Source organism: Flavobacterium reichenbachii (genome assembly GCF_002217435.1).
Classification (GTDB): Bacteria; Bacteroidota; Bacteroidia; order Flavobacteriales; family Flavobacteriaceae; genus Flavobacterium; species Flavobacterium reichenbachii.
Genome location: NZ_MUHF01000002.1, coordinates 193,768 through 210,916, shown reverse-complemented (window position 1 = coordinate 210,916; position 17,149 = coordinate 193,768). Strand labels below are relative to the sequence as shown.

The 17,149-nt window shown below is 33.2% G+C and carries 15 protein-coding genes and 1 other RNA gene; 7 read left to right on the top strand and 9 right to left on the bottom strand.

Going from position 1 to position 17,149, the window contains the following annotated elements; translation table 11 throughout:
- Positions 1-164: 164 nt before the first annotated feature.
- Entirely contained in the window at positions 165-1,481 is a 1,317-nt protein-coding gene (locus B0A68_RS03110) for a GAF domain-containing sensor histidine kinase (protein WP_262486742.1), read from the top strand.
- Positions 1,482-1,519: 38 nt separating this feature from the next.
- Here B0A68_RS03110 and B0A68_RS03105 read toward each other — a convergent pair whose 3' ends face one another.
- From B0A68_RS03105 to ffs, 3 genes are all read right to left on the bottom strand, one after another.
- Positions 1,520-1,720: a hypothetical protein gene (locus B0A68_RS03105; protein WP_035683187.1), complete on the bottom strand. Its 201-nt coding sequence runs from the start codon at positions 1,718-1,720 to the stop codon at positions 1,520-1,522.
- A gap of 4 nt (positions 1,721-1,724) precedes the next feature.
- Positions 1,725-2,528: an SDR family oxidoreductase gene (locus tag B0A68_RS03100; protein WP_035683186.1), complete on the bottom strand. Its 804-nt coding sequence runs from the start codon at positions 2,526-2,528 to the stop codon at positions 1,725-1,727.
- Between the two features lie 396 nt (positions 2,529-2,924).
- Positions 2,925-3,022, bottom strand: an RNA gene (gene ffs, locus B0A68_RS03095) — signal recognition particle sRNA small type.
- An 88-nt stretch (positions 3,023-3,110) separates the two neighbouring features.
- On the opposite strand from ffs, the gene B0A68_RS03090 reads away from it, so the two are divergent.
- Positions 3,111-4,160 carry a glutaminyl-peptide cyclotransferase gene (locus tag B0A68_RS03090; protein WP_035683183.1) on the top strand — a complete coding sequence of 350 codons (1,050 nt, stop codon included), beginning with the start codon at positions 3,111-3,113 and terminating at the stop codon, positions 4,158-4,160.
- 86 nt (positions 4,161-4,246) lie between these two features.
- Complete coding sequence (hutI, locus tag B0A68_RS03085) at positions 4,247-5,485, top strand: imidazolonepropionase (RefSeq protein WP_035683181.1); 1,239 nt, start codon at positions 4,247-4,249, stop codon at positions 5,483-5,485.
- An 82-nt stretch (positions 5,486-5,567) separates the two neighbouring features.
- Here the strand turns inward: hutI and B0A68_RS03080 are convergent, their stop codons facing one another.
- Positions 5,568-6,446 carry a hypothetical protein gene (locus tag B0A68_RS03080; RefSeq protein ID WP_035683179.1) on the bottom strand — a complete coding sequence of 293 codons (879 nt, stop codon included), beginning with the start codon at positions 6,444-6,446 and terminating at the stop codon, positions 5,568-5,570.
- Between the two features lie 98 nt (positions 6,447-6,544).
- Between B0A68_RS03080 and B0A68_RS03075 the strand changes: the two genes are divergently transcribed.
- On the top strand, positions 6,545-7,582 hold the full coding sequence (locus B0A68_RS03075; RefSeq protein WP_035683173.1) for a formimidoylglutamase: 1,038 nt from the start codon (positions 6,545-6,547) through the stop codon (positions 7,580-7,582).
- Between the two features lie 133 nt (positions 7,583-7,715).
- Positions 7,716-8,966 carry a DEAD/DEAH box helicase gene (locus B0A68_RS03070; RefSeq protein ID WP_035683169.1) on the top strand — a complete coding sequence of 417 codons (1,251 nt, stop codon included), beginning with the start codon at positions 7,716-7,718 and terminating at the stop codon, positions 8,964-8,966.
- Here B0A68_RS03070 and B0A68_RS03065 read toward each other — a convergent pair.
- From B0A68_RS03065 to aroC, 3 genes are all read right to left on the bottom strand, one after another.
- On the bottom strand, positions 8,963-11,149 hold the full coding sequence (locus tag B0A68_RS03065) for a response regulator (RefSeq protein WP_035683166.1): 2,187 nt from the start codon (positions 11,147-11,149) through the stop codon (positions 8,963-8,965). The genes B0A68_RS03070 and B0A68_RS03065 overlap by 4 nt on opposite strands.
- 128 nt (positions 11,150-11,277) lie before the next feature.
- Complete coding sequence (locus B0A68_RS03060) at positions 11,278-12,567, bottom strand: dicarboxylate/amino acid:cation symporter (RefSeq protein ID WP_035683164.1); 1,290 nt, start codon at positions 12,565-12,567, stop codon at positions 11,278-11,280.
- A gap of 54 nt (positions 12,568-12,621) precedes the next feature.
- Positions 12,622-13,680, bottom strand: coding sequence for a chorismate synthase (aroC, locus tag B0A68_RS03055; protein WP_035683163.1), 1,059 nt, complete (start codon positions 13,678-13,680; stop codon positions 12,622-12,624).
- A gap of 188 nt (positions 13,681-13,868) precedes the next feature.
- Between aroC and B0A68_RS03050 the strand changes: the two genes are divergently transcribed.
- Both B0A68_RS03050 and B0A68_RS03045 read left to right on the top strand, forming a co-directional pair.
- Positions 13,869-14,696 (top strand): UDP-2,3-diacylglucosamine diphosphatase, encoded by an 828-nt coding sequence (locus B0A68_RS03050; protein ID WP_035683162.1) that lies wholly within the window; start codon positions 13,869-13,871, stop codon positions 14,694-14,696.
- A gap of 152 nt (positions 14,697-14,848) precedes the next feature.
- Positions 14,849-15,343 carry a hypothetical protein gene (locus tag B0A68_RS03045; protein WP_035683161.1) on the top strand — a complete coding sequence of 165 codons (495 nt, stop codon included), beginning with the start codon at positions 14,849-14,851 and terminating at the stop codon, positions 15,341-15,343.
- 72 nt (positions 15,344-15,415) lie between these two features.
- Here the strand turns inward: B0A68_RS03045 and B0A68_RS03040 are convergent, their stop codons facing one another.
- Entirely contained in the window at positions 15,416-15,838 is a 423-nt protein-coding gene (locus B0A68_RS03040; protein WP_035683158.1) for a protease complex subunit PrcB family protein, read from the bottom strand.
- A gap of 26 nt (positions 15,839-15,864) precedes the next feature.
- A complete protein-coding gene (bshA, locus tag B0A68_RS03035) occupies positions 15,865-17,001 on the bottom strand; it encodes an N-acetyl-alpha-D-glucosaminyl L-malate synthase BshA (protein WP_035683155.1) in 1,137 nt (378 codons plus the stop codon).
- Between the last annotated feature and the right edge of the window lie 148 nt (positions 17,002-17,149).

Below are 17,149 nucleotides of genomic sequence, written 5' to 3'. Positions count from 1 at the left end.
TTGCTCCTATCCCTCACGCAAATCCAGCTGCAAAATTACAACTTATAATTTTTCTAAAATTAAAATCTAAAAAATAATTACAGTCCGTAAGCGCATTCTTAGCCAATAATTACAATAAAGCATAAAAAAGTTGTAATTTTAAAAAATAAAAATACCCTGTCTAAGTGCTACAAGAAAACTTTAAACAAGACATACTTAACATTGAAAAAATTTCAATTATTCCCAATTTACTCAATGTAATATGCCAAACTACTGGAATGGGTTTTGCCGCAATAGCCAGAGTAACAGAGGACCGATGGATCACTTGCAGCGCCGTTGACAACTTACAATTCGGCTTAAAAGTTGGCGATGAATTAGAAGTAAAAACAACACTTTGCGACGACATAAGAAAAAATCCAAGAGCTATTATAATTGACAATGTGAGTGAAGATCCCGAATATCACAATCATCATACTCCAAGAATTTACAAGCTTAAGAGTTACATATCTATCCCAATTATTCGTAGAGACGGAACTTTCTTTGGTACTTTGTGTGCCATTGATCCCAACCCAAACAGTTTAAAAGAATTTAAAGTTCAAGAAATGTTCCGTTTATTTGCCGAACTAATTTCTTTTCATTTAGAAACAATCGAACAGGCACAAGCAGACAAAATACTTTTAGAAAAAAAGAATAGTCTTATTGAAGAAAAAGAGGTTGAAAAAAATGAAGCCTATAAAATACTTTCTGAAACCGAGAAAAAACTGATCGAAAAAAACATTTCGCTTGAAAAAATGAATCACGAATTGGAGGCATTCAATTACATTTCAAGTCACGATCTTCAGGAACCACTGCGAAAAATTCAGTTTTTCACAGATATAATTGAGCGAGAGGAAGAAAATAAACTTTCAGACAAAGCCAAAACTGCGTTTACTAAAATTCGAAGTTCAGCATTTCGAATGCAAAATTTGATTAACGACCTACTCGCTTATTCGAGAACAAAATTTGACGAAAGAAAATTTGAGAAAAAAGATCTCAATATCATAACAAAAGAAATTATTGAAGATCTTGTTGAAGAGACAGAAAACAAAAATGCACAGTTTGACTTGCTAGATTTGGGAAAATTATCAATAATAGAATTTCAGTTCAGACAATTGCTCTACAATCTGATGTCAAATTCTTTAAAGTTTGCCAATCCAGAACGACAATTAGTTATAAAATTATCTTCTGAAATTATAGTCGGATCAAAATCAGAACACGAAAAACTATCTAGTGATAAGAATTATAGTAAGATAACAATTGCAGATAACGGAATTGGATTTGATCAAATGTACAGCGAAAAAATATTTGGGCTTTTTCAGTCCCTGCATACCAAAACGCTAAAAAGCACAGGTATCGGACTTACAATTGTGAAAAAAATTGTAGAAAATCACAATGGGTTTATCAAAGCAGAAGGAATATTAAATCAAGGAGCAAAGTTTGAAATTTTCATTCCAGTCGAATAATTTCAACTTTGCCTCTATACTTCTAAAAATGACAGCTATTAATTAGACGAATTCTTTCTGTTTAATTCTTTCAATTCATTTCTAATTTCTTCCAAAACTTTTAAAGTATCTTCTTTATAAACTTCTGCATTATTTATTTTATCACTTATCGATGCAAGAATTCTGCGAATTACAAACCAAATAATAAGCAAAAACAAAACACCAAAAATAGGAGGCAAAAACTCAGAAAACTTATCCATAATTTTATAATTTATAATGGTTCATAAGCATCTTCTCGTAAACGGTGTCCGGAAGAATTCGTTTTAATACAATTGAAAATTTCTGCATAAACACACCAACTTTGTAATGCACATTGGGCTTCTTGGTCTCAATAATTTTGTAAATAGCTTCTGCCATTTCATTCGGGTTACTTCCCGCATCTACATGTTCGTTCATCGTAGACAAAGTATCTCCGTAAACTTTTTCATAAGCAGAACCTGAAATTACAGGCGCATGATAACGTCCGGCTGCAATATTGGTTGCAAAATCTCCTGGCGCTACATTGGTGATATTTATTCCGAAAGACTTCACTTCCATACGTAAAGCTTCTGTTACCAGCTCTAAAGCTCCTTTTGAAGCCGAATAAACACTTCTGTACGGCAGTCCCATATATCCAGCAATAGAAGTAATATTAATAATTAATCCCGTTTTCTGATCCCGCATTTGCGGCAGAACCGCTTTCATAACCTCGATTGGACCAAAGAAATTAGTTTCAAAATTATTTTTTATTTCTTCCATCGGAATCTCTTCCAAAGGTCCGGTAATACCAACTCCGGCATTGTTTATCACAACATCAAGCCGACCAGTTATTTCAATAATTTTATTTACAGCAGTTTTAATTGACTCAGTATTACGAACATCTAAAGCCACTAAAGGAAAAACAGAATTCAGTACTTTTTCTGGATTTCTACTTGTTCCGTATACTACGAAACCTTTTTTATGCAAAAATTCTCCAATAGATTTTCCAATCCCTGATGATCCTCCGGTAATTAAAACGACTTTATTCATTTTTACGTTAAATGTGATTAAGTTAAATGGTATCAATACTAAAACCTGTGGAGTTATAATAATTTTAACCGCAAAGTGCGCTAAGGTTTAATTTTACTTTACGTATCGAAAACACATCCCGAAGTCTCGGGACGCAAAGCTAGATCAAGACAAAGCTTTGCGTCCCGAGACTTCGGGATGTGTTTTTTTTTAAAACCACTCCTATAAAAAATCTTAGCGCACTTTGCGGTTAAATTCACAGTTTTTTGTATTAATCCGTTAAATGTGATTGTCTACGATTAGATTGGATGTATAAGTTTTAAACTTCTAACCTCTTATATCTAACAGGGGTAAAAATAAAAAAATCTTCCATAAGGAAGATTACAAATTAAATTTATTCTAAAAAAAAAAAAAAAAAAATGGCAAGCGACCTACATCGCACCGCTCAACCACGTACCCTTGCTATGTTCCCATCCTGGGGGAGTCTGCAGGAGCTGGTCGTGTAGGACTTGCCGGTGCAAATATACAATCTTTTTATATTTTTGCAAGAGCTTTGCTGCTATAAAAATATCATCGTATATTGGCTTATTCAAATTTTTAACTATGAAAAAATATAACTTCCTAACATTCATTTTATTAGGAATCACATTAATCGGATGTAACGGAGCAAAAAAAGGTGAAAATTCTTTATTTAACATTGATGATTCTGCTTTTCCAGCACATTTTACATCAAAAGAAGCAGTTTCTTTCAACATTTCAAACCCAAATTCGAAAGAAATTGACAGCATTGCTTACTTTGTAAACGACAAAAAAGTAGGGAGTACAAAAGGAACCGAAAAATTCAAATTTGAATTAAAAGATCAAAAATTAGGATACCAATACCTAAAAGCAACTATTTATTTTGGTTCAGATTCATCTGATGCAACCAAAAGAATAGAATTGGTTTCTAATGTTGAACCGAAAGCATTAAAGTTTAAAATTGTAAATACATATCCGCACGATACCAAATCATTTACCGAAGGTTTAGAATTTCACGATGGCGTTTTATACGAAAGTACAGGACAAAAAGGAGATTCTTACATTAGAGAAATCGATTATAAAACCGGAAAAGTACTGAAACAAGTAGATCTGGATCAAAAGTATTTTGGTGAAGGAATTACTTTTATCAACGGAAAATTATTTCAATTGTCCTGGCAGGAAAAAACAGGTTTTATATACGATGCCAAAACCTTAAAACTGGAAAAAACTTTTAAATACGACAAAGAAATCGAAGGCTGGGGAATGACAAATGACGGAAAATATATTTATCAGTCAGACGGTACAGAAAAAATCTGGAAAGTAGATCCGGCAGATCAAAAACATATAGACTACATTAATGTATATTCTGGAAATTCAAAAATAAAAGCTATAAATGAGCTGGAGTTAATTAATGGAAAATTCTATGCAAATGTTTTTCAAAAAGATGCAATTGCTATTATAGATCCTAATTCTGGTGCTGTAGAAGGAATTTTGAATATGGCAGAATTACGTAAACAATTAAAATTTGCAGAACCTGACGTATTAAACGGAATTGCTTATAACCCAGCAACAAAAACTATTTTTGTAACCGGTAAATACTGGGATAAAATGTTTGAAATAACTGTATCAGAATAAATAAAGAGAAAAGATATCTCATAATCACGAATTTCACAAATTCTCACGAATTATATCGTGAGAATTTGTGTTTTAAAACATCCCATATGGTAACATTAATTACAAATATAAAAGAGTTATTACAGGTTCGTGAAACTGAAATTTTAAAAGTTTCGGGTACAGAAATGGCAGTGCTTCCTACCATAAAAAATGCTTTCTTACTTATAAAAGATAATCTTATTGCAGATTTCGGACAGATGAATGAACTGCCGGAACTTAAAGCAGATAAAATTATAGACGCGACAGGAAGAATTATTTTACCTTCCTGGTGCGACAGCCACACACATATTGTGTATGCAGGCAATCGCGAGCAGGAATTTGTAGACAGGATTAATGGGCTTTCGTACGAGGAAATTGCCAATCGTGGCGGCGGTATTTTAAATTCGGCAAAAAAACTTAACGAAACTTCTGAAGAAGAAATTTACGAACAGTCAAAACTGCGTTTAGAAGAAGTAATGCATTTAGGAACCGGAGCAGTAGAAATAAAATCAGGTTACGGCCTTACAGTCGAAGGAGAATTAAAAATGCTTCGTGTTATTAAAAAACTGGCAGAAAATTATCCTATTACCATAAAAGCAACCTTTTTAGGCGCACACGCTTTTCCTTCTCATTTTAAAGAAAACAAAGCAGGTTATATTGAAGAAATTATAACTAAAATGCTGCCGGAAATCGCCAAAAACAAACTGGCTGATTATATTGATGTTTTTTGCGAAACAGGATATTTTTCTGTTGAAGAAACTGAAAAAATCATGGAAGCCGGAATACAATACGGTTTAATTCCTAAAATTCACGTTAACCAGTTTAATTCTATTGGCGGCATTCAAGCCGGAATCAAATTTAAGGCACTTTCTGTTGATCATCTTGAAATAATGACCCCAGAAGATATTGACGCTCTAAAAGACAGCGAGACAATGCCTGTAGCACTGCCTTCTTGTTCTTATTTTTTGAGTATTCCTTATACACCTGCAAGAGAAATGATAAAAGCAGGTTTACCAATTGCGCTGGCAACCGATTTTAACCCCGGCTCTACTCCATCTGGAAATATGAATTTTGTAGTCGCTACAGCCTGCATCAAAATGAAAATGACTCCGGAAGAGGCAATAAATGCAGCTACAATAAACGGCGCATACGCGATGGGAATTTCTAAAACTCACGGAAGTATTACAAAAGGTAAAAAAGCGAATTTTATACTAACAAAACCAATCTCATCTTATTATCAGATTCCGTATGCTTTTGGCAGTAATTTAATCGAAAGTGTTTTTGCCGAAGGTGAAATTCTGACATAAAACTAAGTTAACATTTTAGATATAAAAAAAGGGCTGTGAAATTTATTCACAGCCCTTTTTTAGTGGTATTTTTTTTAAAGTCTTATCTTAAAGAAAAACTAGTTTTAGAAACTAATTCATCATTATCAAAAACATTGATAAAATAAGTTCCTTTTGCAAAATCTTTACCTGGAAGATCTTGTACTACATTTACAGATTTGTTTTCGTACTGAACAGTAGTTTTAAAGCTGTAAGTTAGTGTATTCTCACCAAAGCTTTCTGTTTTCTTATCACCTAAAACATTGCTTTTAGCATCAATAACCTGCACATAATATGTTTTATCTCCAGATTTTGCAATTTGATTTTCAGCAATTGTAAAACTAATTTTTAAAACATCCGCGCGGCTTGCTTTGTCAGTCTCAACTTGTTTACCTGAGCTTCTTAATTTGTAAGCTGCAGTTTTTGTATTCAAAATTGATAATTTAGAACCTTTTTCAACAGTTTTAGCCAATTCTTCGTTTTGACCAACTAAAACCTCATTGAATTTTTTAGACTCTCCCAAAACGACTATTGTGCTATCTCTCTGAACTGTTAAAACACCATTTTGTTTTTTCAATTCATCGTTTTCAGCAACTAAAGTTTTCATTTTACCCTGCATCGCCTGAACCTGAGATCTGTATTTAGATACATCTCCTTTAGATTTATTCAAATCATCCATTAGAGCTACTACTTTATCTCTTTCCTGAATTAATTCATCAGACATTGAAGTGTTTTCAGCGATTGCAGCATCATAAGTAGCTTTTAATTCCTGCAAATCTTTCATTACAGATTCTTTTTCTGTTAGTGATGATGTAAGTTCTGTTTTAACTACATCTGAATCAGAAGAAAGTTTAAAAATGTAGACTAAGCTACCAATCAATAGGACTGCTAAAACTGCGATTACCGCTTTTAGACTTGAGTTGTTGTTCTTTGGGTTTTCCATATTTAAAAAAATTTTTCTTTAAAACAAATTTAAGAATTAATATAAGCTTATAACGTAACTTAGTACAATTATATTATTTTTGGAAAATATTTTTTTACATGGAGAAGTTAATCCCTTTTACTGTTAACGATTTAGCAAAAGTCACAAATCATCGCAGCGGTGAAATAAAGTTTGGAGAAAAAATGATTATCATTCCTAAAGGAGTTGATAAAGTCACTTTTTTGACAGAAAGCGAAGCCAGATATGTTCTTTTGGGGATTCCGGAAGATATTGGCGTGCGTGCCAATTACGGAAGACCAGGCGCAGCATCTGCTTGGGGAAGCGCCATAAAAAGTATTGCTAATATCCAGCATAACCGTTTTTCTAAAGGAAGCCAGATTATTGTCTTGGGCCAGATTGATGTTGCGGAAGAAATGCGTGATGTAGAAAACCTTGATTTTAATGATATTGACGACCGTTCTAAATTGAGCCAGCTGGTAGAAAAAATAGACAAAGAGGTTTCGCATATTATTTTTACTATCATAAAAGCCGGAAAAACTCCAATAATTATTGGAGGTGGCCACAACAATGCTTACGGAAATATCAAAGGAGCTGCTTTAGCAAATGGTAAACCCGTAAATGCCATAAATTTTGATGCTCATTCTGATTTTAGAATTTTAGAAGGACGCCACAGCGGCAATGGTTTTTCTTATGCTTACGAAGAAGGATTCTTAAAAAAGTATTTCATCTTTGGCTTACACGAAAACTATACTTCTAAAAGTGTTCTGGACATTATAAAAAAACTAGAAGACCGAGTGCGTTATAACACATACGACAGTGTAAATATCCGCAAAGAAAAGGAATTCAATATCGAAATGATTCATGCGTTAGATTTCATAAAAAATGATGCTTTTGGAATTGAAATTGACCTGGACGCTATTCCAAATATTGCCAGCAGCGCTATGACAATAAGCGGATTTTCTGTAGAAGAACTAAGACAATTTGTATCCTTTTTTGCACAGCACAAAAATGCTGCTTATCTGCATATCTGCGAAGGCGCACCAGATTTGGACAACTCGCCAAACAATAATCTAATTGGTAAATTGATTGGTTATTTAGTAACCGATTTCATAAAAGCAAATCACGAAAGAGACTAATTTTGATCGGATTAAACACTGATAATTAGCACTTTTGCCAAATAAAAGTCAATTCAATTAAACGATTGACTGAATAAACCTATCTTTGCACAGAATTTTAGTGCTTAAAACTAAAATTCTTAACACATAATATATGTTATTCGAAGATTTATCACTTTCAAAAAGTATACAAAAAGCCGTATTTGAAGAAGGCTACCTTAATCCTACCCCAATTCAGGAACAATCTATTCCGATCGTTTTAGCGGGAAGAGACCTTATTGGCTGTGCGCAGACAGGAACAGGAAAAACTGCTGCATTTGCAATTCCGATCATACATCAATTACACAGAATTGTTGGTTCATCAAAAAAAGCCAAACAAATTCGTGCTCTAATAGTTACGCCAACACGAGAATTAGCAGTTCAGATTGGAGAAAGTTTTGAAACTTATGCAAAATATACCAATTTAACACAACTAACTATTTTTGGTGGTGTTTCTCAAAATCCGCAAGTTGATACTTTAAAAAAAGGAATCGATATTTTGGTTGCAACCCCTGGAAGACTGCTTGACTTACAAAAACAAGGTTTTATAGATTTAGATCATCTGCATACTTTGGTTTTGGACGAAGCAGATCAAATGCTGGATATGGGTTTTATAAACGATGTCAAGAAAATCGTAAAACTAACTCCTAAAAACAGACAAACTTTATTGTTTTCTGCAACAATGCCAATTGCGATTCGCGAACTGGCTGAAATGTTTCTCCAGGATCCAGCAAAAGTAGAAGTTTCTCCAGTTTCCTCTACAGCAGAAAATGTAGAACAGCGTGTTTATTTTGTGGAGAAAACTGAAAAACGAAATTTATTATACCATTTGATAAAAAACGAAAATTTAACAAATATATTGGTGTTTTCAAGAACTAAGCACGGTGCTGATAATGTTGTAAAAGCACTTCGTAAAAAAGATATACCAGCAGAAGCAATTCACGGCGATAAATCTCAGAATGCGAGACAGCGTGTTTTGGATGCTTTTAAAAATAAAGAAGTCGGCGTTCTTGTTGCTACAGATATTGCTGCCAGAGGAATTGACATTGATCAATTGCCTTTTGTAATTAATTTTGACTTGCCAAATATTCCTGAAACTTACGTGCATAGAATCGGAAGAACTGGTCGTGCAGGAAATGGAGGAATCGCAATTTCGTTCTGCGGAAAAGATGAAGAACCTTACTGGAAAGATATTAAGAAACTGATAAAAGTTGACGTAAAAATAATTACAGATCATCCTTATCAATGGCATTCTGGAAGCCCTGAAGCTGAGGCAGAAAAACCTAAAAATTCAAACCGAAGCGGCGGTGCTCATAAATCGAGAAAATCCAATGCTTCTAAACAAAATAAAAAACGCTGGTATTAACCAGCGTTTTGTGCTTTATTAATTAAATAATTTAGAATACTAAATAATTTAATCGGCTCAAAAGGTTTAATAATAATATCATTTATACCAGAAGCCATGGCTTCATCCTTAATCTCATCTTTATCAAAAGCGGTCAAAGCTACAATTGGCGTTTTAATTCCTTGCTGGCGAATTCTCTTTGTAGTCTCAAAGCCATTCATTAAAGGCATATTAATGTCCATCAGAATAAGATCAAACGTTTCTGTTTCTAATATTCTTAAGGCACTAAAACCTTCATCAACAACTGTACAGATGTAATTATTCTTCTCAATTATTTTTCTCGTAACCATCTGGTTAATCAAATTGTCTTCTACAATTAAAATTTTGCAAATTTTTTCTGATGTCAAATCCACTTCTATTTCGTTAATAATGTTTGTCGTTTTTTGAGGATCGTGTTCAAACGGAATTACAAATGAAAACGAAGTTCCTTTTCCAATATCACTTTCCAGACTAATCGTGCTGCCAAAAAGTCCCAGCAATCTTTTTACAATACTAAGTCCCAATCCTGTTCCTTGATAATCTTCTTCTTTTCTTCCTACCTGAACAAATTTTTCAAATATTTTACTCTGATCTACAATTGCAATTCCAACACCATTATCCTTTATAAGAAAATCAAGAAAATACAATTTACATTCTATTTTGCTAAGAATTACAATAATTTCAACTTCTCCATTTTTGGTAAACTTCAGCGCATTACTTACCAGATTAATTAGAATCTGAGCAAGCCTAAGCTTATCTCCAATTAAATATTCAGGAATATTTGCATCTATATCAATTGTAATTTTATTATTATTTTTTTCTGATAAAAAAGAAAGGGAGTTTTTTATCATTTCAATTTCATCAGAGATATTAAAAGTCATGTTTTCGAGCACAACTTTGTTTTCTTCAATTTTATTGATTTGAAGAATATCATTTACCAGAGACAATAAGTATCTGGCAGAAAATTTTAAGGAACTTAAATGCTGGCTGCGCGCCAGTTCTTTATGTTCTTCGAGAATCATATTCGTAATGCCGACTACTCCATACAACGGCGTGCGCAATTCGTGGCTTATAGTAGAAATAAACTGTGTTTTGAGCAGAGAAGCTTCTTCTGCAATTTCTTTTGCCTGGAGCAGCTCTAAATTGTGTTTTTTCTTGTATCTAATGTTCTTAACCAGCGTGATAATTAAAAAAAGAAGAATAAATGAAATCAGCACAAACAAAATTACAATAATCCTGGATTTTTTAAGACTTTGATATTGTGTTGACTTTTCTCCTTCAATTTTATCAATCTGTCTCTTATACTCATCTAACTCGAGATTAAATCCTGCGATTGATGCTTTTTTAAGCTTTTCCTGACTGTATAATTCTTCTGATATCTGATGATACAAAACAAGATTTTCGTAAGCTTCCTTATATCTTTTTGTCTTTGTTAAAAACTTAGAATACTCTAAATGAGAAAAAGATAAGTCAGATTTTTCTTCGCTGGTTTTTCCTGCCGCAATAGCATTTTTAAAATAAGCATCAGCTGCATTATCGTCATTCCGATAATTCGAATACATCCCGTTTAGCATGTTTACGATAATCTCTGTAGATTCATCACCGTACTTTTCTATATTGGTGCCAACAAATTTTAGATATGGATATCCTTCTTCAAATTTGCCAATATCAAAATATGCCCAGGCTATGTTTACGTTTGTAAAATATACTTGCGGCATATCATTAATTCGCAAACTGTACGCTATTGCTTTTTTATAATAATTTATTCCTTTATCAAACTGTTTTTTTTCAAAACAATACATGTTACCAAGATTGTTATGAAGACTTGATTTTAAAGTATCGTTATTGGTTTTATTTGCATAAAATATAGCTTTATCGTAGAAAAAAACAGCTTTATCAAATTCAGATAATTCGCTGTAATTTCCAGCTATAATTTTATATGATTTTGATATTAAATAATTATCCTTTAAGCTTGTAGCGTAATTTAATGCTACACGAGAAGTAATTAAGGATCTTTCAAAATTAGAATCTTTATAATCGTTCCAGGCTTGATCGACAAGTTTTTTGATTCTATATTCAGAAATAGGGTCAGACTGTCCTATTGCTGTATTGGAAACGCAATTCAGCAATAAAAAAAACAATAAAAAAATCCGTTTTAGGGGCATCAATCGGCTAATTTTATCAAATATACGGTTAAAAATAAAAAAAAGCCGTATTTCTAAAAAATACAGCTTTTTATCTAGTACTATTTCCTTTATTTTGCTGGTCTTTTCATCAAATAAAGGTTTGAAATTTAATTTTCTGATAAAGCTTCCTCTATTCCATCTTCTTTATTATTTTCCCATTGTCCTACAACAGAAGTTGCTAATGCATTACCTAAAACGTTAGTAGCACTTCTAAACATATCGCAGAAATGATCAATTGGAAGAATTAAAGCAATTCCTTCAATAGGAATATCGAACATACCACAAGTAGCTGCAACAACCACCAAACTTGCTCTTGGTACACCGGCAATACCTTTACTGGTTAACATTAAAACCAAAAGCATAGCCATTTGAGTTCCTAAATCCAGATGAACTTTGTAAAATTGAGCTATAAAAATACTGGCAAAAGTCATGTACATCATACTTCCGTCCAGATTAAAAGAATATCCTAACGGCAGCATAAAAGATACGATCTTATCTTTTACACCAAAACTTTCTAATTCTTCTGTCAATTTAGGAAAAACTGCTTCACTGCTTGTAGTTCCAAAAGCAATTGCTAATGGTCCAGTAATACGTCTTAGCAATTCTGTCATTCGTCCCTTTAAAAAGATATAACCAACTGCAATTAAAACAACCCACAAAGTAGCAATTCCGATTAAAAATGATCCGAAAAATTTGAAATAAGTAATTACTAATTCTTCTGCATCTCTAATAGCAAAAACTCCTGCAATGGCTCCAAAAACTCCAATTGGTGCAAAGTTCATTACATAATTTACCATTTTCAAAACGATATGCGATGTTTTATCCAATGCATTAATAACAGGCTTTACAGTACTTCCTAATGACGCTGCCGCTAATCCGAAGAAGATAGAAAATATTACGATCTGCAAAATTTCATTGGTTGCCATTGCTTCAAAAATACTTTTAGGCACAATATGCTCAACAAAATTTTCAACAGACAGCGTTTTTGTTTTAGCAGTAACTTCAGATGCAGCTGCCATATCTACATGATCTAATTTTAAACCTACTCCGGGTTCTAAAATATTCACATAAAATAATCCTATTAATAAGGATATAAACGAAGCTGTAAAAAACCATCCAAGTGCTTTTCCTCCAATCCTTCCTACCGTTTTTATATCTCCAAGTTTAGCGATTCCAACTACCAAAGTTGTAAATACCAAAGGCGAAATAATCATTTGCACCAATCTGATAAAAATGGTAGCCAGCATCTTTATTTTATTACTAAAAGACTGTGCTGCTTCCGGCGAAATTGAATTGTGCAGAATAATTCCTAAAATTGCTCCAAGAACCATTGCGACAATAATCTGCCCTGTTAATCCCGAAAGAAATGATTTTTTTTTAGTTTCTGTAATTTGCATTAATTTATTTTTTGTTAATAATTAAATATAAGACCCTCACTGTCTTACAATTTATTAATATGTTTTATTGATTAAATAAAAATCAGCCAAAACAATCGCTGCCATTGCTTCAACAATTGGCACTGCGCGAGGCACTACACAAGGATCATGACGGCCTTTACCTGTCATAGGTGTAATATTTCCTTTATTATCTAATGAATCTTGTGTCTGCATAATTGTAGCTACAGGCTTAAATGCAACTCTAAAATAAATATCCATTCCGTTACTTATTCCTCCCTGAATTCCTCCAGAAAGATTGGTTTGTGTAGTTCCGTCAGGATTATATAAATCATTATGCTGACTTCCTTTCATTTCAGAACCAGAGAAACCGCTGCCATATTCAAAACCTTTCACCGCATTAATAGAAAGCATTGCTTTTCCTAATTCTGCATGCAGTTTATCAAAAACAGGTTCTCCTAAACCAACCGGAACATTCTGTATTACACAAGAAACAATTCCACCAACGGTATCTCCCTGTTTACGGATGTCTCTAATATACTCTTCCATAATTGCTGCCGATTTTTCGTCGGGACAACGCACTGGATTACTTTCTATTTTTGAAAAATCCAAATCCTGATAAGGCGTTTCCAAATGAATTGGCCCAACAGAAGATACATAAGCATTAATTTTAATTTCAGGAAGCATCTGCTTTGCAATTGCACCTGCTACTACTCTGCTTGCAGTTTCACGAGCAGAACTTCTGCCCCCGCCGCGATAGTCACGAAATCCATATTTTTGGTCGTAAACATAATCAGCGTGGCTTGGTCTGTAATTATCTTTGATATGTGAGTAATCGTCAGATTTTTGATTGGTATTCGGAATAATAAATCCGATTGGCGTTCCGGTAGTTTTACCTTCAAATATTCCGGATAAAAACTGAACTGCATCTGGTTCTTTTCTTTGAGTCACGATTGCAGACTGTCCTGGCTTTCTGCGAGCCATTTCTACTTCTATCGCTTCAAAATCAAGTTCTATTCCAGACGGACAACCGTCAATGATACCGCCCAAAGCTTCGCCGTGAGATTCTCCAAATGTTGTTACTTTATATAGGGTGCCGTAGCTGTTTCCTGCCATTGTAATTTGTTTTGAGCAAATGTAAGTTTTATGAATTAAATTAAAAAATTTAAAATTGTTATTATTAACTAAACGTTAACTCGTTTAAAAATTACAATTTATTAAAATTATACCTGATTTGATAACCTTTTCGTAAAATAAATCCAACGCAGGTTTACTTAATTTGTAAAACTTCAAATCAGGAAAAATTGAAAAAAAGAAATATTGAACTGGTCATTATTTCAGATGTCCATTTAGGAACATACGGCAGCCATGCCAAAGAACTAAACAACTATTTATCAAGTATTAAACCTAAAACTTTAGTATTAAACGGTGATATTATTGATGCCTGGCAATTTAGAAAATCTTATTTTCCGAAATCACATTTAAGAGTTATTCAGCGCATAATCGGAATGGCTACTAAAGGTACAAAAGTGTATTATGTTACTGGAAACCATGACGAAATCTTGAGAAAATTCAGTGATATGAATATGGGGAATTTTGCTTTGGTCGACAAATTAGTTTTAGAATTAGACGATAAAAAAGCTTGGATTTTTCATGGAGATGTCTTTGATGCTTCTGTACAGCATTCTAAATGGATTGCAAAACTGGGCGGATTAGGATACGATTATCTTATTCTGGTAAACCGATTCGCTAATTGGTGTTTAGCCAAACTGGGGCGTGAGCCATACTCTTTTTCTAAAAAAATAAAAGCCAGTGTAAAAAAAGCGGTTAAATTTATTTCTGACTTTGAAACAACTGCAACCGATCTTGCTATCGAAAAAAACTACGATTATGTAATCTGCGGTCACATTCACGAACCAAAAATACTGACTAAAGAAAACAAACACGGATCTACTTTATACCTAAACTCGGGGGATTGGATCGAAAATTTAACTGCTTTAGAATACCATAAAAAACGCTGGAAATTATATTCGTATGCGCAAAGCAATTTTACCGAAGAGGAAAATTTATTTGAAATGGAAGATAATTTTTTAAGCAATCAATTGATTACTTCTATATTAAAACAAAAATAAATATTCTGATAGTTTATACTAAATTTTAGTTCAATAATCTGCGAAGCCACATAAATAGGGGTCAAATGTAAATTATATAATTTATTAAAATAATTATATACATTTTGAGTTTTATACAAATAGTACATTTGAATAAATTAATTAACCCTATTATGAAAAAAATCATTTTATCAGCCATAATGTTATTCGGATTAGCATTTACGGCTCAGTCTCAGGAAATTGCTAAGAATGCTTTAGGTTTACGATTAGGAGACAATGACGGTTTTGGTGCTGAAGTAACGTATCAAAGAGGAATATTTAAAAACAACCGCCTTGAGTTTGATTTAGGATGGAGAAATAGCAGCAATGTTGATGCAATAAAAGCCGTAGCCCTTTATCAATGGGTTTGGAATATCGATGGTGGTTTTAACTGGTACGCCGGTGTTGGTGGAGGAGTATCTGCCTGGGATTATAATTATGACGGACCTGGTGACTTTGACAGAAGCGGTACTTACGTTTTTGCTGCAGGAGATATCGGTATAGAATATGGTTTTGACAAAGTGCCAATTTTATTATCTCTTGACTTAAGACCAGAAATTGGTTCTGGATATTACGACGACGACAACTTTGGATTTGACGTAGGTTTAGGAGTTAAATACAGATTCTAAAACCGATCTATATATATGTAAAAATCCTGTCATTTTGAGTGACAGGATTTTTTTTTGCTTAAAAGAAAAAAACTATTTAATAATTATCTCTTTCTTAGAGTGAATTTTTACAACTGTATAAGGATATGAAATTACCTGCATCACCATTGCATCTGGCGAAGGTCCGCTTTCCTTTACTGTGATAATAATATTTTTATCCGTTTCCTCTACTTTTTCAACTGCTATAGAATAGCCGCTTGTATTCTTTTCGCCCATGTTTAGAATAACATAATTTGATGTATTCGTATCGCCTTCTTTTACTTTAGAAGCCAAAAGCGGGTCATTTTCCAACATTTTGATTTCGTTTGGCTCCGTCAAAATTTCAAAAAACTTAATATTACCGCCGCCATCAGACTGTGTAGTCAAAACTTCGTACAATGCACTAGAATTTACTGCTTTTTTGGCTCCACAAGAGACTAAAACAAAAACTGCTAAAACCGAAATTACTTTTTTCATCTGCGTATATTTTAAAATTACTATTTCTATTCTTTATAATCATCAATTGCTCTTTGGTAAAGAGCTTCATATTTTGGTAATATATTTTTGATGTCAAATTTCTTTGCCACTTCCAAAGCATTCATTTTAAACTGATTTAAAACAGCATCGTCTTTTAAAATTTTTAAAGCATTTTCTGCCATTTCTTCAACATTCCCCACATTGCTTAAATACCCGGAAAAACCATCAAAATTTACTTCTGGCAAACCACCCGAATTACTAGAAATAACTGGGACACCGCTAGACATTGCTTCTAAAGCCGCAAGACCAAAACTTTCTGTTTCAGAAGGAAGAAGGAATAAATCGGTCATGCACAAAATCTTATCAATTTCGTTACTGTTCCCAAAGAAAATTACCTTATCTAAAATACCCAATTCCTGACATAAAATCTCCGCTTTTTCTTTTTCAGGGCCATCACCAACCATCATTAATTTGGCTGGAATCTCTTTCTGAATGATATAGAAAATTTTAATAATATCCGGGATTCGTTTTACTTTTCTAAAGTTACTGATATGCGTAATAATTCGCTCATTTTCTTTTGCCATCACATAACGATGACAAGGTGCAGTCGGGTCTTTTACAACTTTATCCAATTCAATAAAATTCGGAATTACTCTGATTTTATTCTTGATTTTAAACAATTTGAGTGTATCATCTTTTAAACTCTGAGAAACAGAAGTTACATAATCAGACTTATTGATACTAAAAGTTACCGCAGGTTTATAAAAAGGATGATTTCCAACAAGCGTAATATCTGTTCCGTGCAGCGTTGTAATCATCGGGAGATTAATCCCTTCATTTTTCAACATCTGCTTCGCCATATAACCTGCATACGCATGTGGAATCGCATAATGCACATGCAAAACTTCAATCTTATATAATTTCACCATATCCACCAATTTGCTTGACAAAGCCAATTCATACGGCTGATAATGAAACAAAGGATATTCAGGAACATTTACTTCGTGATAATGAACATTGGCATTCAAAAGTGCCAGCCTCACAGGCTGACTGTATGTAATAAAATGTATTTCGTGTCCTCGTCTGGCTAATTCAAGACCTAACTCAGTGGCTACTACCCCACTACCGCCAAACGTTGGATAACAAACTATTGCTATTTTCATGTATTAAATTTAATACTACGAAAGTACTCAAAAATCACATTTAATTGGACTTTTAGAATGTTAGATTTTTGACAATTTTAGAGTAATTCTATTTTACAATCGACATTTAATACTTAGATAATTATTTTTTTAAGAGCAGAAAATTATT